Source organism: Paraburkholderia sp. EB58 (assembly GCF_050436665.1).
Lineage (GTDB): Bacteria > Pseudomonadota > Gammaproteobacteria > Burkholderiales > Burkholderiaceae > Paraburkholderia.
In genome coordinates this window covers 88,590-110,287 of record NZ_JBNDMQ010000028.1, presented here as the reverse complement: position 1 = coordinate 110,287, position 21,698 = coordinate 88,590, and the positions used below count along the sequence as shown (strand labels likewise).

The 21,698-nt window shown below is 62.8% G+C and carries 16 protein-coding genes; 2 read left to right on the top strand and 14 right to left on the bottom strand.

Annotation, left to right across the window (positions count from 1 at the left end; genetic code table 11):
- Positions 1-77: 77 nt before the first annotated feature.
- Both ligD and P3T40_RS31910 read right to left on the bottom strand, forming a co-directional pair.
- A complete protein-coding gene (ligD, locus tag P3T40_RS31915; RefSeq protein ID WP_429271705.1) occupies positions 78-2,960 on the bottom strand; it encodes a DNA ligase D in 2,883 nt (960 codons plus the stop codon).
- A gap of 21 nt (positions 2,961-2,981) precedes the next feature.
- A complete protein-coding gene (locus P3T40_RS31910; RefSeq protein ID WP_429271704.1) occupies positions 2,982-3,962 on the bottom strand; it encodes a Ku protein in 981 nt (326 codons plus the stop codon).
- A gap of 231 nt (positions 3,963-4,193) precedes the next feature.
- Here P3T40_RS31910 and serB point away from each other — a divergent pair, with 231 nt between their 5' ends.
- The gene (gene serB, locus P3T40_RS31905) at positions 4,194-5,033 is read left to right on the top strand and encodes a phosphoserine phosphatase SerB (protein ID WP_429271703.1); all 840 of its coding nucleotides are present in this window, start codon (positions 4,194-4,196) and stop codon (positions 5,031-5,033) included.
- 986 nt (positions 5,034-6,019) lie between these two features.
- Here the strand turns inward: serB and P3T40_RS31900 are convergent.
- From P3T40_RS31900 to P3T40_RS31850, 11 genes are all read right to left on the bottom strand, one after another.
- Complete coding sequence (locus P3T40_RS31900) at positions 6,020-7,204, bottom strand: cystathionine beta-lyase (RefSeq protein WP_429271702.1); 1,185 nt, start codon at positions 7,202-7,204, stop codon at positions 6,020-6,022.
- A 74-nt stretch (positions 7,205-7,278) separates the two neighbouring features.
- Positions 7,279-7,902 (bottom strand): hypothetical protein, encoded by a 624-nt coding sequence (locus tag P3T40_RS31895; protein ID WP_429271701.1) that lies wholly within the window; start codon positions 7,900-7,902, stop codon positions 7,279-7,281.
- A 44-nt stretch (positions 7,903-7,946) separates the two neighbouring features.
- The gene (gene bktB, locus P3T40_RS31890; protein WP_429271700.1) at positions 7,947-9,131 is read right to left on the bottom strand and encodes a beta-ketothiolase BktB; all 1,185 of its coding nucleotides are present in this window, start codon (positions 9,129-9,131) and stop codon (positions 7,947-7,949) included.
- Between the two features lie 124 nt (positions 9,132-9,255).
- Positions 9,256-10,185: a sugar kinase gene (locus P3T40_RS31885; protein WP_429271699.1), complete on the bottom strand. Its 930-nt coding sequence runs from the start codon at positions 10,183-10,185 to the stop codon at positions 9,256-9,258.
- Positions 10,186-10,188: 3 nt separating this feature from the next.
- The gene (rimO, locus tag P3T40_RS31880) at positions 10,189-11,580 is read right to left on the bottom strand and encodes a 30S ribosomal protein S12 methylthiotransferase RimO (protein WP_429271698.1); all 1,392 of its coding nucleotides are present in this window, start codon (positions 11,578-11,580) and stop codon (positions 10,189-10,191) included.
- 124 nt (positions 11,581-11,704) lie between these two features.
- Positions 11,705-12,283, bottom strand: a complete 579-nt coding sequence (phaR, locus tag P3T40_RS31875) for a polyhydroxyalkanoate synthesis repressor PhaR (protein WP_429271697.1) — start codon at positions 12,281-12,283, stop codon at positions 11,705-11,707.
- A gap of 139 nt (positions 12,284-12,422) precedes the next feature.
- Positions 12,423-13,163, bottom strand: coding sequence for a 3-ketoacyl-ACP reductase (locus tag P3T40_RS31870; RefSeq protein ID WP_429271696.1), 741 nt, complete (start codon positions 13,161-13,163; stop codon positions 12,423-12,425).
- A 177-nt stretch (positions 13,164-13,340) separates the two neighbouring features.
- Positions 13,341-14,522, bottom strand: coding sequence for an acetyl-CoA C-acetyltransferase (locus P3T40_RS31865; protein ID WP_429271695.1), 1,182 nt, complete (start codon positions 14,520-14,522; stop codon positions 13,341-13,343).
- 152 nt (positions 14,523-14,674) lie between these two features.
- A complete protein-coding gene (gene phaC / locus P3T40_RS31860) occupies positions 14,675-16,528 on the bottom strand; it encodes a class I poly(R)-hydroxyalkanoic acid synthase (protein WP_429271694.1) in 1,854 nt (617 codons plus the stop codon).
- 442 nt (positions 16,529-16,970) lie between these two features.
- Entirely contained in the window at positions 16,971-17,837 is an 867-nt protein-coding gene (pgeF, locus tag P3T40_RS31855; protein WP_429271693.1) for a peptidoglycan editing factor PgeF, read from the bottom strand.
- Positions 17,834-19,075 (bottom strand): RluA family pseudouridine synthase, encoded by a 1,242-nt coding sequence (locus P3T40_RS31850; RefSeq protein ID WP_429271692.1) that lies wholly within the window; start codon positions 19,073-19,075, stop codon positions 17,834-17,836. The genes pgeF and P3T40_RS31850 overlap by 4 nt, the downstream gene beginning before the upstream one ends.
- A 38-nt stretch (positions 19,076-19,113) precedes the next feature.
- On the opposite strand from P3T40_RS31850, the gene P3T40_RS31845 reads away from it, so the two are divergent.
- A complete protein-coding gene (locus tag P3T40_RS31845) occupies positions 19,114-20,010 on the top strand; it encodes an outer membrane protein assembly factor BamD (RefSeq protein ID WP_429271691.1) in 897 nt (298 codons plus the stop codon).
- Positions 20,011-20,214: 204 nt separating this feature from the next.
- Here the strand turns inward: P3T40_RS31845 and rlmD are convergent, their stop codons facing one another.
- Positions 20,215-21,552 (bottom strand): 23S rRNA (uracil(1939)-C(5))-methyltransferase RlmD, encoded by a 1,338-nt coding sequence (gene rlmD, locus P3T40_RS31840; RefSeq protein WP_429271724.1) that lies wholly within the window; start codon positions 21,550-21,552, stop codon positions 20,215-20,217.
- Positions 21,553-21,698: the final 146 nt, after the last annotated feature.

Below are 21,698 nucleotides of genomic sequence, written 5' to 3'. Positions count from 1 at the left end.
TCTGCGATTGCGTTCCTGATGCGTGCCCGGTGCACGCCGCTTGCTTCCCGGCGCGCCGGCGAAATCGATCCGTCGACTCAATCGACGTCCGCGCCATCCAGCCGCTTCTTCATTGCTGCCGTGATGCGTTGCCGCGTTTTTGCGTAGCCGGCCCAAGGGTCCTCGTGCAGCGCCTCAAGCCGTTCACGCACATTGGCGACGGTCCATTGATCGCCAGCCGTCGTACTCTCGACCTCGTCCCACGCGAGCGGCACCGACACCCCCAGGCCCGGCCGCGCTCGTGCGGAAAAAGCGGCCACCGTACTCGAGCCGCGGTTGTTGCGCAGGTAATCGACGAAGATCTTGCGCTTGCGGTTCTGTGGGCCCATCTTGGCCGCGAAGTGCTTGGGCAGCGTGGCCGCCATGTGCTGCGCGACGGCTTGCGAAAACGCCTTCACTTCATCCCAGCCCGCCTGCTTGGCGAGCGGCACAACTACATGCAGCCCCTTGCCGCCGCTCGTCTTGCAGAACGACACGAGGCCGAGCTCTTCGAGCAGCGTCCGTGTGAGTTGGGCGGCCTCGATCATCCTGTCCCAACCGAGCGCCGGGTCGGGATCCAGATCGAACACCATGCGGTCGGGCTTCTCGATATTCGAGGCGAGCGCGTTCCATGTATGCAGTTCGATCGTGCCCATTTGCGCCGCACCCACCAGCGCCTTGATGGTCTCGATCGTGATCAGCGGCGGATGACCGGGATCGAGCCCGGCATGCTGGGTGACGTTCGGGATCGACAGCTTCTGGCTGTGCTTCTGAAAGAACAGCTCGCCACCGATGCCGTCCGGTGCCCGTACCAGCGAGACCGGCCGGTCCTTTAGGTGCGGCAGCATCCAGTCCGAGATGGATTCGTAGTACTGCACAAGATCGATCTTCTGCGTGCCGGTTTGCTTGTCGATCACGCGATCCGGATGCGAAATCCGCACGCCGGCCACTGATTCAGTGGAAGCGCCCGTCTTCGGCGCGCGTTTGCTGGTTACGCTCGCCGCTGCGGACTCAGTTGCGGCGGACGCAGGCGCTGCAGCCTTACTACTTCGCGAACTTCGCGCCGCGCGAGCTTTCGCGGGCGCCTCCGACGATCCTTCGCTCGAGTGCTGTTCCACATCGGCTCCTTCGCGCGGTGTTTCCCTGACGATCTGCCGCGCAGGTTTATCGTTTCGCAGACTGACGAACGACGCCTGACGCACGATGCGTTCGTCGGTCCACTCCGCGAAGTTGCATTCGCAAACGAGTTCCGGCTTGACCCAGTGAACCGGCGTGCGGCTGCGCTCGCGCGGCGTCGCGGCAAACGGCATGTGTGACTGCCCACGCTTGTCGAGCTCCTTTTTCACCGCACGCAGCAGCGCCGCGTCGAAGCCAGTACCGACCCGGCCGGCGTACTGCAGCTCGCCGTTACCGTCGTACACGCCGAGCAGCAGCGCGCCAAAAGCAGCACGGCTGCCCGCCGGTTCTGTATAGCCGCCAATCACGAATTCCTGACGGCGGCGGCACTTGAGCTTGATCCACGTCGAGGCGCGAGTCGACGTGTAGTGGCTATCCCGCCGCTTGCCGATGATCCCTTCGAGCGCCATATCGCAGGCGCTTTTCAGCAGATCGTCGGCGCTAAAGTCAAAGTCTTCCGAAAAACGCAGGATGTGGCTGTCGACCTCTTCGAGCAGCGCGCGCAGGATCGCGCGACGCTGCACCAGCGGCACGCCGCGCAGGTCGTAGCCGTTCAGAAACGGCAGGTCGAAGAGATAGATCACAATGTCTTGCGGCCGGTTCGCATCAAAGGCATTTTGTAGCGCCTGAAAGTTCGGCACGTCGTTGTGATCGAGCACGACCGCTTCGCCGTCGAGCCATCCGCTATCGAGATCCAGTTGCGCGAGCGCGCCGACCTGCTTGTTGAACTTCGCGGTCCAGTCGTTGCCCGCACGCGTGTAGATATGCACTGGGTTCTTCACAGCTTGATGATCGATGCGCATGAGCACCCGGTAGCCGTCGAACTTGATCTCGTACGACCATTCGTCGCCCGGCGGGGCGGTGTCGACCAAGGTGGCCAGTTGCGGCTTGAACGTCGCCGGCAAAGCGGCCTTCTTTGCGCCCTTGATCGCCGGCGACGCCGCGAGCGTGCGGAGCGACTCCGGGCTGCGGTTGGCGACGATATCGGTTTTCTTTGCGTCGGCGGCGTGCGCGTGGGTTGCCACCTTTTTTGCGGTCTTGCTGGAGCGAGCGGCTGGCTGGCTTGCCGTATCCTTGCCCGCGGTCTGTTTCTCTGCGGGCTGTTTCTCTGCGATGTGCTTCACCGCGGTTTTCCGCCCGGCGCCCTTGCCGCCTTTGCCTGTACCGGGCTCGGCCGCGCCATCAAGCACGCTACCCGGCCGTTCGGCGAGCACATCGAAGTCGGCCTCACTGCGCGCCGCGTCGTCACGCTCCTTGATGAGCAGCCACTGTTCCTTATCGCCGCTGCCGCGCATGTGGCTGCGCACCAGCATCCAGCCACCGTGTAGCTTGTCACCGTCCAACGTGAACTTGAGCTTCCCCGCCCGATACGCCTCGCGCGCGTGAGCCACCCCGCCATCCGGCTCCCACGTGCCGCAATCCCACACGATCACCGAACCCGCGCCGTAGTTACCCGGCGGAATCTCGCCTTCGAACGAGCCATATTCAACGGGGTGATCTTCGACATGCACGGCGAGCCGCTTCACTGACGGGTCCAGACTCGGTCCCTTGGGCACCGCCCACGACTTCAGCGTACCGTCGAGTTCAAGGCGGAAGTCATAGTGCAGGCGTCGCGCGTCGTGCTCCTGGATCACATAGGACAGCGCCTGCTTCGCCTTGCGCGACGAAGCCTTGCGATCCGCGCGCCTGGGCGTGGCCTTTCCCGACGGTTCCGGCGTCTCGTCGAAACGGCGCTTGCGGTGGTAGGGGTCGAGCCGGTCGGTCATGGGTGTGCCTTAAAGGTGTCCTCAAGCAGCGCTACGTTTGCGAGCCGGGGCGTCCTTACGCGATGCGGTCGTCCGCGCGGCGGCCGGGCGGGCGCTGGCGCCACCCGCGCGTTTCGTCGTGCCCGCCTTGCGACGCCGCGGTGTGGCCGGCTCCTCTGCTTCGTCATCATCCTGCGCCGCCTGCGATCGGCCGCCAGCTTTACCCTTGCCGCGCCCGAGGCTGCGCTTGAGCAGATCGGACAGATCGAGAATCTCGGCGGACTGACGCGACTCCCGCGGTGTCTCGACGTCGGTGATCTCTTCGGTCTTACCCGCGCGAATCTTCCGATCCACGAGCGTCATGATGTCGTCGCGAAACGTGTCGTGATAGGCGGACGGGTCCCAGCTATCGCTCATATCGTCGATCAGCTTTTTGGCCATATCGAGTTCACGCGCCGTCACGCCCGCCTTTTTTGGGTCTTCGGACGGCAGTTTCAATTCGTTGTAGTCGCGCACTTCGTCGGCCCAGCGCAGCGTATTGAGCGCGAGTACCGATCCGACCGGGACGAGCGCCGCAAGATGCTGCTTGTTGTGCAGCACGACGTTGGCGACGCCGATCTTCCCCGACGCCTTCAGCGCCTCGCGCAACAGCGCGTAGACCTTCTCGCCCTTGCGGTCCGGCGCCAGAAAATACGGGGTGTCGAGATACAAAAACGATATCTCGGGTGCCTCGACGAAGGCGAGGATATCCACGGTTTGCGTCGATTCCGGGTTCGCCGAACGGATCTCTTCGTCGGACAGCACGACGTACCTATCCTTTTCGTACTCGAAGCCGCGCACGATGTTGTCGCGCGTGACTTCCTTGCCGGTGCGCTTATTGATCTGCCGGTAGCCGATCGGATCGATCGAGCGCTTGTCCAGAAGATTGAACCCAACTTTCTCAGATTGCGTGGCCGGATACAGCTGCACCGGCACGTGCACGAGGCCGAAGCTGATCGCGCCTTTCCAGATCATGTGTGACATCGTGCGCTTCCAAAGGCCGGGACCTTTGACCACGCATCAAGCGTGCCACGGAGGCAGCGGCCCGAGCGAGCGGCGCCATGCGCCGGTTATGCGCGGCGCGCCCTGTAACTCTTGCGCCACCTCGGCAAAAGCTACGGTCCGACGGGGCCGCCAACCCAACGGACGCACGGCGCTAACCCGTTACAATAACGGGATTTTCCGCGCGCGCCGCGCGCCCTTTCCTGCGTCATCATGAACCTCGTCATCCAAAGCCCCGCGCCCCTGTCCGCCGACCACCATAAGACGCTCGTCGCGCTTGCGCGCGGCTCGCGTGCCGCCGTCATCGACGCCCACGCGATCCGCATTGCCGATGCGAGCCCCGCCCAGCGCGCCGATCTGGACGTCTACTGCGGCACGCACTCCCTGGATTACGCCTTTATCGAACCCAACAGGCAGTTGCGCGAGTTCGGTCTGGTCGCGATGGACATGGACTCGACGCTGATCACGATTGAATGCATCGACGAAATAGCGGACTTTTGCGGCCTGAAGGCCGAGGTCGCAGCGATCACCGAGGCGTCGATGCGCGGCGAGATCAAGGACTTCAACGAAAGCCTCACCCGCCGTGTGGCGCTGCTCAAGGGCCTCGACGCGAGTGCGCTGGAACGCGTGTATGAAGAGCGCCTGCGCCTGTCGCCCGGTGCGGAACAGATGCTGAAGGGCGCGAAGGCGGCGGGTCTGAAGACCTTGCTCGTTTCCGGCGGCTTCACGTTCTTCACCGAAAAGCTGAAGACCCGCCTTGGCCTCGATTTCACCCGAGCTAATACGCTCGAAATCGTCGACGGCAAGCTGACCGGGCAGGTAACGGGCGAGATCGTCAATGCGGAAGTCAAAGCGCGTACGCTGCGTGAAACCTGCGCACAGCTCGGCATCGAGCCCAGCCGGGCGATAGCGATGGGCGACGGCTCCAACGATCTGAAGATGATGGCCGAAGCCGGGTTATCCGTAGCGTTTCGCGCGAAACCAGTGGTGCGCGAAGCCGCGAGTGTCGCGTTCAACCATGTTGGGTTGGACGGGTTGTTGCGGTTGTTTTGAGATGTCACCCCACTACGTTATGACGGACTTTCTCCACGCCCGGTGCGTCGTGGAGAACACACCTTAAGCGAAGCGCGATGTCAGGCGCGGCAGCCCATACTCCTCGAAGCCCCGTTGCGTTCATTGAGATGATTCTTAAAAACAATCCGCCATTCTCAGTAATGCTTAAGAATAACGGGAATCCAAGTGTAGCCAACGGTCACGGCTACCAAGATCCAGGAGATGATCGGAGCCCATTTCAGGACCAGATTAACGTTCTTTGGTGAATTTGCAAAACGAAGCAAATCGAACATTGAGCCCTCCTCGAAGTGAGTCAACATTTTAGCTCATTCAAGATAAATATTGTCAGTTGAAATAGATGTGCGAGGACGCGAAAGCAACCGCTACACCGCAGACGAGACCGATAGAAACCAACACGAGTCGAGAGCGCAGCAACGTGTTCGGGGCTCGAACGCGGTTCGCTCGCGACTGTGCGAAACGTCTCTCCTCGCGATCCACGGTCGTCATTATCATGATGAGAGTCGCACATGCACAGCCAATGAAACAGTGCGCCGCGATGCTCAGTTCGAGCAAGGGCGTCGCGCCCCTCACCTCCAACAGGGTGATAGCCTCGTAGATCGCTGCGGCGCAGAGCGAAATTGCTGACCATAGCAACTAACCGCCCGCCTCTTACCGATTCGACAATCAACTCTCTTGCCACACCATATCCATGCGTGAGAGAAAAAAGCGCCAACAGGGAAACCGGTCCAGCAAGCGGCACGCACAGATTCAGCAGCAACCAGAAAAATAGATCCATTGAAGTTCGATGTGTAGCAACCGCGCGATATCGGATGCACTCCATCGTAACGGCAACCTCTAACGCGGACTACTCGACCGATTGGCTAACCCGGTCCACCCGCTTCAGCCGCAAAAAAGCCCATCGAAACCAGGTCCCGATGGGCTTCTCCCTTCCGCGCAGCCTGCAGCGCCAAAGGCGCAAGCCGCGTTTAGGCCAGCGTACTCAAACTCCGCTCCATATCTGCGCGCAGATCGGCCTCTTCTTCCAACCCGATATAAAAGCGTACCAGCGTGCCGCGATGCGGCCACTGCGCTGCGGTGCGCATCGAGGCAATGTCGTACGGCATCACGAGACTATGTGCCCCACCCCAGCTCCAGCCAATCGAAAACAGCTCGAGGGACTCGCAGAACGTATCGATTTGCGCCGGCGTATAACGGCCATCGAACACCACCGAAAACAACCCGCCCGCGCCCGTGAAGTCACGTTCGTAGAACTCGTGCCCGGGACAATCGGGAAATGCGGGATGCAGCACCGCGGCAATCTCCGGACGCGCCTTCAGCCACTTTGCAATCGCCAGCGCGCTGCGATCATGCTGCTCGAAGCGCACCTGCATACTCGGCAGGCTGCGCAGGATCAACGAGCAGTCGTCCGACGAGACACCGATGCCCATGCGCATGCGCGCCGCCTTCAACTTCAGATGCAGCTCGCGCTCGAACGTGATCGTCGCGCCCATCAACACATCGCCGCCGCCCGATTGATATTTGGTCAGCGCCTGCACCGAAATATCGATGCCATGCTCGAACGGACGGAATGCGAGTCCTGCTGACCAGGTATTGTCGATTGCCGTAATCACATTGCGGGCTCGCGCCGCCGCGGTGATTGCGCCCACATCGGGTACTTCCATCGTCACCGAGCCCGGTGCCTCGAGCCAGATCAGCCGCGTGTTCGGCTGGATCAGGTCCGCAATCCCCGCACCGATCATCGGATCGTAGTAGCGCGCGGTAATGCCGAAATCGCGCGCCAGCCAGTCGCCGTGATCGCGGTTCGGCGAATAGACGTTGTCGGGGATCAGGACGTCGTCGCCCGCTTTGACAAGACCGAAGTAAACATTGGAAATCGCCGACAGTCCCGACGGTTGCAGCAGTGCGTGATTGCCGCCTTCGATAGCCGCCAGCCGCTGCGCCAGCGCGAGCGACGTGGGCGTGGCGTGCAGGCCGTAGCGCCATTGAGCGTCGTTGCGCCAGTCGCACGCGCGCATCGCGGCGAGATCGGGGAACACGACCGTCGACGCGCGTGCAACCGGCACCGCGAACGATTCGAAGCCCGGAGTGATCTGGTCTTCAGCGCGCACGATGCGGGTCTGCAGGCTGCGCTTGGGTTTGGATTGAGTCATAGTGGTTTCGCGTAGAACCAAAACAGAACAGTGAGCAAAACGGAAAAGCGCGAGCCTCGCGCTTATTCGCCAACTTACTCGCCAATCGAGAGGTTGTTCACCCCGTTCACCGTATGCGCGCCGCCCGCTGCGGGGGTCGCAGATGCCGAAGGCGTCGCCACGGCCGCCGGCGGCTGAGCGGCAGCACGCGGCGCCGGCACCGGCTGTCCTGCCGCCAGCGGCCGCAAGTCGAAGGGCTGCGGATCCGAATCGTCAACGTTCATCCGGTCGCCTGCCACCGAGCCGTCCGCGGCGAACTTGCCCACCCAGTTGCCCGTGATGTGGGTGCCGTCGTTCGACTCTTCCACTTCGAGGGTGTCGCCGTCGCGGTCGCCCGCAATCAGAATCACTTCACCCGTATCGGTGTACTGATATTCGCCGTGCACCCCGGACGGGTCGTCGGTCTTCGGTCCAAGCCGCAATACGATTTGACGCGCGCCGAGCGTGCCGGCGTAGCGCGGAAACTTCGCGAACTCCGGGCTAGGCCTGAGCGGCAACTGGATGGGCGGCGGCGCGGCCAGTTCCTTGACCGCATCGCTCTGCGCCCACGCTTGTGCGGGCAACAAGGTGCCCCCGCCGGCCAGCAGCAGCACTGCTGCGGCACCCGGGATCCAGCCGCGCCAGCGTGCGGCGCTCCTGATTGCTTTCGATTCCAGCATCCGTTCCTTCCTGTTGCATGAGACGAGGCGGCGCGCGCCCGACGTCAGATCCGCTCGAAGATCGCCGCGATGCCCTGGCCGCCGCCAATGCACATCGTCACAAGCGCGTAACGCCCGCCGATGCGCTGCAGTTCGTACAGCGCCTTCACGGTAATCAATGCGCCAGTCGCGCCGATCGGATGGCCGAGCGAAATGCCGGAGCCGTTCGGATTGACCTTCGCGGGATCGAGCCCAAGTTCTTTGCTGACCGCGCACGCCTGCGCTGCAAATGCTTCGTTCGCTTCGATGACGTCGAGATCGGCGACCGTCAGGCCGGCCCGCTCGAGCACCTTGCGTGTCGCCGGCACCGGGCCGATGCCCATGTAGGCCGGGTCAACGCCCGCGTGGGCGTAGGCCACCAGTCGCGCCAGCGGCTTCACGCCACGCTGTTCCGCGACGCTGCGCTCCATCAGCACGACCGCCGCAGCCGCGTCATTGATGCCGGACGCGTTGCCGGCCGTTACCGAGCCGTTTTCCTTCGCGAACACCGGCTTCAACTTCGAGAAGTCTTCCGCCGACGCGTTCAGACGCACGTGTTCATCCTGCTCGAACACGATGTCACCCTTCTTCGATGAGATCGTGATCGGCAGAATCTGTTCTTTAAAATAGCCATCCGCGATCGCACGGGCCGCGCGGCGATGCGATTCGAGCGCGAGCGCATCCTGCGCCTCACGGGAGATGCCGTATTTTTGCGCGACATTCTCAGCCGTCACGCCCATGTGAACGCCCTGGAACGGATCGTTGAGCGCGCCGAGCATCATGTCGACAAGGCGCGCGTCGCCCATGCGCTGACCGAATCGCGCAGCAGGCATGATGTACGGCGCGCGGCTCATGTTTTCCGCGCCGCCGCCAATGGCGACGTCCGCATCGCCGAGCAGCACACTCTGCGCAGCCGAGACGATTGCCTGCAAACCGGAGCCGCACAGGCGATTCACCGTGAGCGCGGGCGCATGTTGCGCGACGCCTCCGTTCAGGGCCGCCACGCGGGCCAGATACATGTCCTTCGGTTCGGTGTGGACCACGTTGCCGAACACGACGTGGCCGACTTCGTCGCCCGCCACCTTCGCCCGCGACAGCACCTCACGCACCACACGTGCACCGAGGTCGGTCGGCGAGAAATCCTTGAGGCTGCCACCGAAATCGCCAATTGCAGTACGCACTCCGCTTACCACCACTACTTCGCGTTGCATCGCTCGCTCCTTTTACTCTCTGATGGTGATCTGGATGCCCAGGCTGGGCGGCGGCTCATGGGCCGCCTTTCGTCATTGCAGACGCGTTCACGCAGGCCGCGCGGGCTTGCGCGACCTGGCCCGCTCAGGCAGCCAGCGCCTTCTCGACCGCTTGTCGGTCGGGAATCGGCGCCACTGCCCCGAAACCTTGGGTCGACAATGCCGCGGCCATATTCGCATAACGCGCCGCCGCAAACGGATCGTCGCCCGCCACGATACGGGCGATAAACGCACCGCCGAAACAATCGCCGGCGCCGGTTGCGTCCACCGCATTCACGACCTGACCCGGCACCTCGCGGCGCTCGTCGGGCGTGGCCACATACGAGCCTTGCTGGCCGAGCTTGAGCGCGACGACACGCGGTCCGAGCGCCAACAGATAATCGACGATCTCGTCGCGGCCGGTGAGCCCTGTCAACACGGTGACGTCGTCCCAGCTCGGCAGGCAGATGTCGGTATGGCGAATCGCTTCGACCATTACGGCACGCGCCCGCGCGAGCGGCCACAGCTTAAGACGCAAATTCGTGTCAAAACTCACCCGCGTGCCGTTTGCACGCGCATGGCTAATCGCGGCGAGCGCCGCGTCGCAAGCGCTCACGCTGATCGCGAGACTGATGCCGGATAAATGCAGCACCTCGGCGGCCGCAACGGCGTCGAGCGGCAAATCGCGCGGTGAGTAACGGCTCGCGGCCGAGCCCGCACGCAGATAATCGAACTGATGGCCTTCCGCCCCGTGCGACACGAAATAGACGCCAGTCGGCGCATGGCTGTCGACTTTGATCATCGACGTATCCACCGACTCGCATTGCCACAGATCGAGCAGCAAACGCCCGAAGTGATCGTCGCCGACCGCTGACACATAACCCGCGGTCGCGCCCTGACGCGCCGCCGCGATGCAGAAGTTCGACGTGTCGCCGCCAAAGCCTTGCAGATAGTTCGGCTGGTCCTTCGACGACTGGTTGAACTCAACCATCGCCTCGCCGAGCGCGAGGATTGCCGGGCTCGCCACGGTGGACATGGCTTACACCTCGCCCCACAGATCGTGACCGTCCGCGCCGGTGATCTTCACCGACACGAAATCGCCCACCTTGTAGCGCTTCGAGGCCTTGGTTGTCGGCGCGATGTACACGACACCGTCGATTTCCGGCGCATCCGCGGCCGTGCGGCCGATGCCGCCGTCTGCGTTGATTTCGTCGACCAGCACCTTCAACGTCTTGCCGACCTTGCGCGCGATACGCTTCGCCGACACTTCCTCGGCCACTTCCATGAAGCGCGCGCGGCGTTCTTCGCGCACTTCGTCGGGCAATGCGCCTTCGAGTTCGTTGGCGGTGGCGCCTTCAACCGGCGAGTAAGCGAAACAGCCGACGCGATCCAGTTCCGCCTCACGAATGAAGTCCAGCAGTGTCTGGAACTGCTCTTCGGTCTCGCCTGGGAAGCCGGCGATAAACGTGCTGCGGATCGTCAGATCCGGGCAGATCTCGCGCCACGCACGCACGCGCTCCAGCACCTTCTCGGCATTGGCCGGGCGCTTCATGCGCTTCAACACTTCGGGATGCGCGTGCTGGAACGGCACGTCGAGGTACGGCAGCACGTGCCCCTTGAACGGACCTTCGGCCATCATCGGGATGACTTCGTCGACGCTCGGATACGGATACACGTAATGGAGGCGCACCCACGCGCCGTACTGTGCGGCCAGTTCGCCGAGCGCGCCGACGAGGTCCGTCATGCGCGTCTTGATCGGCTTGCCGTTCCAGAAACCGGTGCGGTATTTCACGTCCACGCCGTACGCGCTCGTGTCCTGCGAAATCACCAGCAATTCCTTCACGCCGGACTTGAACAGGTTTTCCGCTTCGAGCATCACTTCCGCGACCGGACGCGACACGAGGTCGCCGCGCATCGACGGGATGATGCAGAACGTGCAGCGGTGGTTGCAGCCTTCGGAAATCTTCAGGTACGCGTAGTGACGCGGCGTGAGCTTCACGCCCGCCGCGGGCACCAGATCGACGAACGGATCGTGCGGCTTCGGCAGATGCATGTGCACGTGCTGCATGACTTCGCCGACCGCGTGGGGGCCAGTCACGGCCAGCACCTTCGGATGCACTTCTTCAATCAGCCCCGAACCGCTGCCGCTCTTCTTTGCTCCGAGGCAACCGGTGACGATCACCTTGCCGTTTTCAGTGAGGGCCTCGCCGATCGCGTCGAGGCTTTCCTGCACCGCTTCGTCGATGAAGCCGCAGGTGTTGACGACGACGAGGTCCGCGCCGTCATAGGTACCGGATATCTCGTAGCCTTCGGCGCGCAATTGGGTGATGATCTGCTCTGAGTCGACGAGCGCTTTCGGGCAGCCGAGCGAAACGAACCCGACCTTTGGTGCGACAGTGGTGGGTGAAATGGGGGAGGAAGCTTGCGGCATAGGGGCGGTCCGGCGGATGGCGGTAAACGTAACCTCACATTGTACCCCGTGGCACGCCTGACGCCCCCGTGCACGAGTTTGGCCAGCCCCGCTCCTGAACCGGACGGCACCCAGCCAGCGCGCCCTACTTCTTCTCCGGCTCCGGATCCGTCTGCGGATTGGCAGGCGTGAACGGGAAAGTGCTGAACATATTCTTCGCCTGGTTCTGCATCTGCTCCTGCATCTGCACGAACATGTTCTTGGACTGCTCGATGTAGCTGGTCATCATGCCCTGCATCATCGGCGCCTGCATGTTCATGAACTGCGACCAGACCTCAGGGTTCATGGCCTTGCCTTCGTACAGGTTCTTCGACTGATCGGCGAGCTTGGCCTGAATGTCGATGAACGCCTGAATGTTCTTCTCGAGATACGTGCCCATCATGCCCTGCATCGCGTGTCCGTAAAAACGGATGATCTGCGACAGCATCGACGACGAGAACATCGGCAGGCCGCCGCTCTCTTCTTCAAGAATGATCTGCAACAGAATGGCGCGCGTCAGATCCTCGTTGCTCTTGGCATCGATGACCTTGAAATCCTCCTGGTCCAGCACGAGCTGCTTGACGTCCGTGAGCGTGATGTACGTACTGGTCTCGGTGTCATAGAGCCGACGGTTCGGATATTTCTTGATGAGTCGTTCGGCAGTTTTCTTTGTAGTAGTGGTCATTTAACGCCTTTGAGCGCCATTGAAGCGCAGAAACGGCGTCCTGCCGCACGCGCAATCGGGCCGAGATTGCACGTACGAGACGCCGCCGGAAACACCTGAACCATGTGGCGCCCCGTTTTGCGACCGGGCGCCGCACGGATCAGCCCATGTGCAGACCGCCATTCAGCGAGAAATCAGCCCCCGTCGAAAAGCCCGATTCGTCCGACGCGAGCCACGCTACGATCGAACCGATTTCATCCGGCTGGCCGAGACGGCGCACCGGGATCGTCGCGACGATCTTTTCCAGCACATCGGGGCGGATTGACTTGACCATATCCGTACCGATATAACCAGGCGACACGGTGTTCACCGTGACGCCCTTGGTGGCGACTTCCTGGGCCAGCGACATCGTGAAGCCGTGAATGCCGGCCTTCGCCGTTGAGTAGTTCGTCTGCCCGAACTGGCCCTTCTGCCCATTCACCGACGAGATGTTGATCACGCGCCCAAAGCCGCGCTCGACCATGCCGTCGATTACTTGCTTGGTGACGTTGAACAGACTTGTCAGGTTGGTGTCGATCACCGCCGTCCAGTCTTCGTGGGTCATCTTGCGGAACACGACGTCGCGCGTAATGCCTGCATTGTTGACCAGCACGTCGACCTCGCCGACTTCGGCTTTCACCTTGTCGAATGCCGCCTTGGTCGATTCCCAGTCGCCCACGTTACCTTCCGAGGCGATGAAGTCGAAACCCAAGGCCTTCTGCTCTTCGAGCCACTTGACGCGGCGTGGGGAGTTCGGGCCACAGCCGGCGACGACCTTGAAGCCTTCCTTATGAAGACGTTGGCAAATGCTCGTGCCGATGCCGCCCATCCCGCCCGTTACATACGCAATTCGCTGTGCCATAAACCACACTCCATTATCGTTTTTCCGAGGCGCCGACCGGCAGCCCCTTCCCTCGCCTGTACTGCATCATCTCCGCTGCCGCCGGGCGACCGGCCGGCGAGGCCACCACACCACACACGACGCGCCGCTTCGATCCCGACCACTGACAAAGCGGCGCGCGGCAACATTAAAACCCGCTCAGGCGCGCTCGACTGCCAGCGCCACGCCCATGCCGCCGCCGATACACAGCGAGGCCAGGCCCTTCTTGGCGTCACGCTTCTGCATTTCATGCAGCAGCGTGACCAGAATCCGGGCACCGGACGCGCCGATCGGATGGCCGATCGCAATCGCGCCGCCATTCACGTTGACCTTCGACGTGTCCCAGCCCATTTGCTGGTGCACGGCGAGCGCCTGCGCGGCGAATGCCTCGTTGATTTCCATGAGGTCGAGATCGGCCGGGCTCCAGCCTGCGCGCTCGAGGCAGCGGCGCGAAGCCGGCACCGGGCCCATGCCCATCACCTTCGGATCGACACCGGCGTTGGCATAGGCCTTGATGCGGGCGAGCGGCTTGAGACCCAGCGCTTCGGCCTTCTTGGCCGACATCACAACCAAGGCGGCCGCGCCGTCGTTCAGACCCGACGCGTTCGCAGCCGTTACCGTGCCTTCCTTCGAGAAGGCCGGCTTCAGACCGGCAAGCGACTCGGCCGTGACGCCGTGGCGCACGAATTCGTCCGTGGTGAAGCGCAGCGGTTCACCCTTGCGTTGCGGAATCTCGACGGGCACGATCTCATCATCGAAACGGCCCGACTTCTGTGCGGCTTCCGCCTTGTTCTGCGAAAGCGCCGCGAACGCGTCCTGCTGTTCGCGCGTAATGCCGTATTCCTTCGCGACGTTCTCAGCCGTCACGCCCATGTGGTACTGGTTATAGACGTCCCACAGGCCGTCGACGATCATGCTGTCGATCAGCTTGGCGTCGCCCATGCGGAAGCCGTCGCGCGAACCCGGCAGCACGTGAGGTGCCGCACTCATGTTTTCCTGGCCGCCCGCCACCACGATGTCGGCGTCGCCAGCGATGATGGCGTTGGCCGCCAGCATCACGGCCTTCAGGCCTGAACCGCACACCTTGTTGATCGTCATGCCAGGCACCGACAACGGCAAGCCTGCCTTGATCAACGCCTGGCGCGCCGGATTCTGGCCCGAACCCGCCGTCAGGACCTGGCCCAGGATGACTTCGCTGACCTGCTCGGGCTTCACGCCCGCGCGCTCGAGTGCAGCGCGAACCACGAGTGCGCCGAGATCGGGTGCAGCGATTTTCGCCAGCGACCCACCGAATTTGCCAACTGCCGTACGCGCGGCCGATACGATCACTACATCAGTCATTTCAATTTCCTCCGGGCATCGCGGCTGATTACTCCACCGCCCGTCAAGTTAAAAATCCATTCACCTGCTCAGTGCCGCTAACGCCGCCTGCTCGCATTACCAGCGTCAATCGTTTAATCGCATCCGCAGCTTTTCTGGGTGACTCGCCTGCGTTACTCGCGTTGCATCACATAGCGCCCAGGCGCAGGTTCGATCACCGGATAGTCGGCAGAGCCCGCACCAGCGCGCGCCTTGACCTTCTTGCCGCCGTATTGATCGAGCCAGCGGGTCCATTCGGGCCACCAGCTTCCGGGCACTTCCGTAGCCTGTTCGAACCAGTCGTCCGGATTCTCCGGCAAGCTCTTGTCCTCTGTCTGCAGGACCCAGTAATTACGCTTGTTCTTGGCAGGCGGATTGATCACGCCCGCGATATGCCCCGACGCGCCGAGCACGAATTCCAGCGGACCGCTCAGCAACGGCACCGAGGCATACGCCGTGTGCCACGGCACGATATGGTCCTCGCGTGAACCGTAGATGAAGGTAGGCACATTGATCAGCGACAGGTCCACCTTCTCGCCGCACACGGTCAGCTCATTCGCCTCTCGCAGACGATTCTCCAGATACGTATTGCGCAGGTACCACACGTACATCGGACCTGGCAGGCTGGTCGAATCGCTGTTCCAGTACAGCAGGTCGAACGGCGTCGGTGTGCGACCCTTTAGATAATTGTCGACGACATAGTTCCACACGAGATCGTTCGGGCGCAGGAACGAGAACGCGTTGGCGAACTCGATGCCGCGCATCAGCCCCGGCTTCGTACCGTTCTTGCCGCCGATCGTCTGCTCGCGCATCTGCACATGCGCTTCATCGACGAACACATCGAGCACGCCCGTGTCCGAAAAATCGAGCATGGCGGTGAGCAGCGTCATCGAGGCTGCGGGATGTTCGCCGCGTGCTGCTGCAACGGCAAGCGCCGTTGCGAGCATCGTGCCGCCGACGCAGAAACCGAGCGTGTTGATCTGCTCGCGCCCGCTGATCTTGCGCACGGTATCGATCGCGGTGAGCACGCCTTCGTCGGTGTAGTCATCCCACGTCTTGTGAGCAATCGACGCATCCGCGTTACGCCACGAAATCAGGAACACCTGATGCCCCGACTCGAGTCCGTGTGCGACGAGCGAATTCTCTGGTTGCAGATCGAGGATATAGAACTTGTTAATGCAAGGCGGCACGATCAGCAAGGGCCGCTCGCGCACGCTCGCCGTGCGCGGCTTGTACTGGATCAACTGGATCAGGTCGTTCTCGAACACGACCGAGCCTTCGGTGTTCGCGAGATTCTCGCCGACCACAAAACGCGATTCGTCCGTCTGCGAAATCTTGCCGCGCTGCAGGTCGCTCAACAGATTGGTCACGCCCTGGCGCAGACTTTCGCCGCGACTCTCCAGCAAGGTCGTCTGCGCTTCGGGATTGAGCGCGAAGAAGTTGCTCGGCGAGGCTGCCGCGGTCCACTGCTGGACCGCGAAACGAATCCGTTCGCGCACCTTCGGTTCGGTATCGAGCGCCTCAACCAGTTCCTGCAGGTAACGGGCGTTCAGCAGATACCATGCAGCGGTGAATGCATATGCTGGCGTGGCGCTCCATGCCTCCGCGCTGAAACGGCGATCCTTCAGTTCGGGGATCTTCGGCGTAGTGTCAGCGGCCTGCTGGATCAACTGCATCGCCTCGCGCGAATAGTCTGACTGCAGCTTCTGCAAACGCTCCGAGGGAATCGCCGCGCTGGGCACCTTCAGGCCGGCGAACGGCGCCATGGCGGCCGCGGCGTTGGCGAAGTCGGGCATGGCCGGCATCGATGGCATCTGCGGCATCTGGAACGCCGCGCCAACGCCGGCGGCAGGCACGCCGAGCGAACGCCACGCGTTGATCCAGGCATCGAATAACTGCTGCGCCCCGGCGGGACCGGCACTGGCCTGGGTACGCTCCGTCGTGGAGTCCGTGCTTGAGGAAGTCGAGGAATGTTGAGATGCTGCCATACCTGCTTTTGACCGGTGAGTCCTGACGGACGGTTGAGAGGCAGGTTTCCGACGCACGTGGGCGATTGCTCGCGACCTCGTCACGCCCTGTCCCGTGTGTGGGGAACATTCTTGCTCCCCATCGCAAGGCATGTCAATGCTTGTTCCCGATTTTGCCGCAGTGCGATATTTTTTTAATTATCGTTTTCCCCATGTATTTCATCGCTTTATTGAGGCGCGCTAGAACGAATGGACAACAAATGTAAAAGGCCCATATTACAGGGCCTTTTTTGCATTTAACACGAGGAATGGCGGCGATTTTCGAGCCGCGTTATGGCGGATTGCGAAGCCAGCGCGGGCGCCTTTGGCAGCGCAACAAAAAAACTCTGCTGCGCCACCCCCGAGCAAACCCTGGCGACGCCCGCCTGCTATGGCTGCCAGCGACACGAGCGAGCGCTCCCGGTCAGTCGGCGAGCCAGATCATTGCCGCCATGCGGCCCGTGATGCGATCACGCCGGTAAGAATAGAAGCGTTCACGCTGGGTCACCGTACATGCGTCACCGCCGGTAATCTGCGTCACGCCAAGGCGTTGCAAACGCAAACGCGCAAGCGCTGGAAGATCGGCGAGATATTTGCCCGGCGCCTCGACTCGTGGCACGAATGCACGAGCCGTCGCAGCACGTTGCGAATCGTCGACGCCATTCATGAAGGCGTCACGCACGTCTGCCCCGACCTCGAACGCAGCGGGTCCGATGGACGGTCCGAGGTACGCGTGCAGCGAACCCGGATGCGTACCCGCAAGGTCGGCGACTCGCTGCGCGGTCTTCTCGACGACGCCCGAGGCCAATCCACGCCAACCCGCGTGCGCAGCGCCCACCGCGCGGCCGGCGGCATCACACAGCAACACGGGCATGCAATCGGCAATCATCACGACGCAGATCGTGTCTGGCTGGTTCGTGACGCTAGCGTCGGCGCGCACGAGCGGCTCGCCCGCGCGAGCCCGCGCCAGCACCTCGTGCGCATCGACCACTTCCGCGCCGTGGACCTGCTCCAGCCACGCCGCCTCGGCGCCACCGGTCAAGCCCATCAGACGCGCGCGATTCTCTGCGACGCAAACCGGATCGTCGCCAGCCAACCGGCCAAGGTTCAGGCCACCCGGCGCCTCGACGCCATCGCGCCAGCGGCCGAACGGCGGCAGACTCACCCCGCCGTTGCGCGTGGTCACCAACGCACGCACGCGCGGCGAGACACGCCACTCGGGTTGCAGCACGTCGGCAAGCGTCAGCTCAGGTAGTGTCGGCGCAGGTGGCTTGGTCTCAGGCAGCGTCATGCGTGATCGTCCTCGTCCTCGTCGTCCAGCCCGTCGTCGAAAGACGCTTCGTAACCTTCCGCTTCCTCGTCTTCGTAATAAGCCTCGTCGAACTCGCCCGCGTCGTCGCGGCCGAGTCCGAGCGCGGCCGACAGCGCCGCCATATCCTCAGGCACCTCGGCGCGCCATTGCATCTCGCGGCCGGTCTGCGGATGAATCAGGCCAAGGCGCCACGCATGCAGCGCCTGGCGCGCAAAACCGTCGGGCAGCGGCGTGACCGAGCGCTTGCCGCGCGCACGTCCATAGACCGGGTCGCCCAGCAAAGGATGGCCGATGTGCGCGCAATGCACGCGAATCTGGTGGGTGCGCCCAGTTTCCAGATCGCAGTGGATCGCCGACACCGGTTGCCGCTGCCAGATGGCCGAATCGACGCGCCGGAAGTGAGTGCGGGCGGGTTTGCCCGAGGCGCTCGTGACCACCGCCATGCGCGTGCGTTCGCGCGGATCGCGGCCAATCGGCGCATCTATCGTGCCCTCGTCCGGCATATTGCCCCATACGAGCGCGAGATAACGGCGCTTGACCGTACGCGCCTGCAATTGCCGCACGACATCGGTCTGCGCCTCGAGCGTGCGCGCCACCACCATCAACCCGGAGGTTTCCTTGTCGAGCCGGTGCACAATACCGGCACGCGGCAAACCAGACGCCGCTTCGCCATAGCGATACAGGAGCCCGTTCAGCACGGTGCCGCTCCAATTGCCGGCCGCAGGATGCACCACCATGCCGGCGGGCTTGTTGATCACCACGAGGGTCTCGTCTTCGTAGACGATGTCGAGCGGCACAGGCTCAGGCATGAAGGCGAGTTGCTCGGGCAGCAGATCGGGCACGAGCTCGATGCTCGCGCCGAGCGGCACGGGCTGGCGAATCTTCGCGGGCACGCCATCCACCCGTACGCGCTCCGCTTCGATCCAGCTTTGCAGCCGGTTGCGCGAAAACTCGGGAAAGACCCTCGCCAGCACCTTGTCGAGCCGCTCGCCGGCCAGTTCGTCGGGCACGGTTACCACGCGCGGCGTGTTGTCCACGGCCTTGCTGGCTACGGTCGCCACTTCGCCCACGGGCTCGGGGGGCGCGAGCGCGTCGCCGTCGAGATCGTCGTCTAACGAATCACTACCCAACGCGTCGGAGGGGTCAGCGCTTGGGCTATAATCTTTGTTGCTATTCCGGGTGCCAGTAGCGGAAACCGGATTATTTGAACGGGTCATTGAGTCTGGGTCACCTGGACGTAAAGCTAGACTGGAAAATGCGAGCCTTGAACATTATTATCGAATCGGCCCAAAAGACGGTGGCCCTAAAGACGGCCCCCCGGACGGTAGCCCGGACCACACTCCGAAGCACGGCCAGCAGAGTGGCACGATACTTTGCCTGCCTCGCGGCCATCGTCGTCGTGGCGGCCTGTCACGGCCTGCCGGAAAAGACCGATGAAACGGCTACCTGGGCGAACAACAAATTATATACGGAGGCGCAGGATTCCCTGTCCGCTGGCGACTGGAGCAAGTGTGCGAAATATTTCGAGATGCTTGAGGGTCGCGATCCGTTCGGCCACTTTGCCCAGCAGGCGCAGATCAACGTAGCCTACTGCAACTGGAAGGACAGCGAGAACGATGCCGCCAACGAGGCCATCGACCGCTTCATCCAGCTGCACCCGGGCCATCCCGATATTGCCTACGCGTACTACCTGAAGGGCATGATCAACTTCAACGACGACCTCGGTCTGTTCGGCCGCTTCTCCGGCCAGGACATGAGCGAGCGCGATCCGAAGTCGCTGCGCGAGTCGTATGACGCGTTCAAGGTGGTGGTCGACAAGTATCCGAACAGCAAGTACGCGCCGGATGCGGCACAACGCATGCGCTACATCGTGAACGCCCTCGCGTCGCACGAAGTTCACGCCGCGGACTACTACTACCGTCGTGGCGCTTACGTCGCCGCCATCAACCGTGCGCAGCTCGCCATCAAGGATTACCGGAATGCGCCGGCTATTGAAGACGCGCTGCACATCATGATGCTCTCGTACCAGAAACTCGATCAGCCGCAACTGGCCGACGATACGAAGCGCGTGCTGGCCGGCACCTTCCCGGACAGCCCGTACATCACCGGCCATGCGCGGCCAGGTCAGCAAAAATCGTGGTGGCAGTTCTAAGCCACACACCGGAAGAGCGTTGCTGGAGTTGATCCAGATCAACGCTTGATCAAACAAAAACGCCACGACTTTCAGAGTCGTGGCGTTTTTGTTTGTGGAGCCTGCTTGTGCGCTGTCCGTCGTGCATCGCCCTGCGTGTTCGTGCGACTCATTACGACGGTCCGTACACCCGGCGGCGCGCGGCCGCCGCCAACACAGAGCACCTCAGTCGCGCTCGAACAGCGCGATCGATTCCACGTGCGACGTATGCGGGAACATATTGACTACGCCCGCGCCCTTGAGCCGGTAGCCCGCCTCGTGAACGAGCAGGCCGGCATCGCGCGCGAGGGTCGACGGATTGCAGGACACGTAGACAATGCGTTTCGGCAGCGGGCCGTCGCCGCTCTGGGCAATCTCGGCCAGTGCTTTCGAGACGGCCAGCGCGCCTTCGCGCGGCGGGTCGATGAGGAACTTGTCGAAATGCCCGAGCGCGCGCATGTCGTCGGCGGTCACTTCAAACAGGTTCCGGCAGGCGAACGAGGTATGGTCCGCCACGCCGTTCTCTCCGGCATTGGCGAGGGCCCGCGTGGTCAAGACCTCGCTGCCTTCGATACCCACCACCTCCTTCGAAATCCGTGCAAGCGGCAGCGTGAAATTGCCGATGCCGCAGAACAGATCCAGCACGCGATCGGTGCGCGACGGCGCCAGCAAGCGCAGCGCACGGCCCACCAGCACGCGGTTGATCTGGTGATTCACCTGGGTGAAGTCGGTCGGCTTGAACGGCATGCGGATGTTGTACTCCGGCAGCGTATAGTCGAGCCGAGCATCGAGCGGATAGAACGGCGTCACCGAATCCGGCCCCTGCGGCTGCAACCAGAACTGCACGTTATGCGCATCGGCGAATTCGCGCAGCAGCTGCTCGTCGGCCGCGTTGATCGGCTCCAGAATGCGCAGCACCAGCGCTGTCACCGTCGAGCCGACCGCGAGCTCGATTTGCGGCATGCGCTCGCGAATCGACAGGCCTTCGACCAGCCGGCGCAGCGGCACCAGCATCGCCGAGACGTGCGGCGGCAGCACCTCGCACGAGGTCATATCGGCGATAAAGCTGCTCTTGCGCTCGTGGAAGCCGACCAGCACGCCGCCTTTCTTGGCCACATGGCGCACGGTAAGGCGCGCGCGATAGCGGTAGCCCCATGACGGGCCGTGAATCGGCCGGTACACCGTTTCGGGCCGCAGCTTCGCCAGATGCGCGAGATTGTCTTCAAGCACGCGCTGCTTGACGGCAATCTGCGCGCGCACGTCGAGGTGCTGCATCGAGCAACCGCCGCAGGTGCCAAAGAACTGACACTGCGGCTTGGCGCGGATCACGCTTTCACGCAACACGTCGACGACTTCCGCCTGTTCGAAACTCGGCTTACGACGGTAGCTCAAATAGGTGACGCGCTCACCCGGCAACGCGCCTTCGACGAAAATCACCTTGCCCGGCGTGCCGTCTTCGTTGACGGTACGGCCTACCCCGCGCGCTTCCATGTCGAGCGATTCGACTTCCAGAATCGGGGCTATAACAGACGCGCCGGGTACGGCGGACGCACCCGCTTGGGCGGACGCTTTTTTCTTGCCTCTGGACGAGCGGTTCGAGGCACGATTGTGGGCAATCTGAGACACCTGCGGCTTCCTGACAGACTATTGGGGGAAGGCGAGATTGTAGA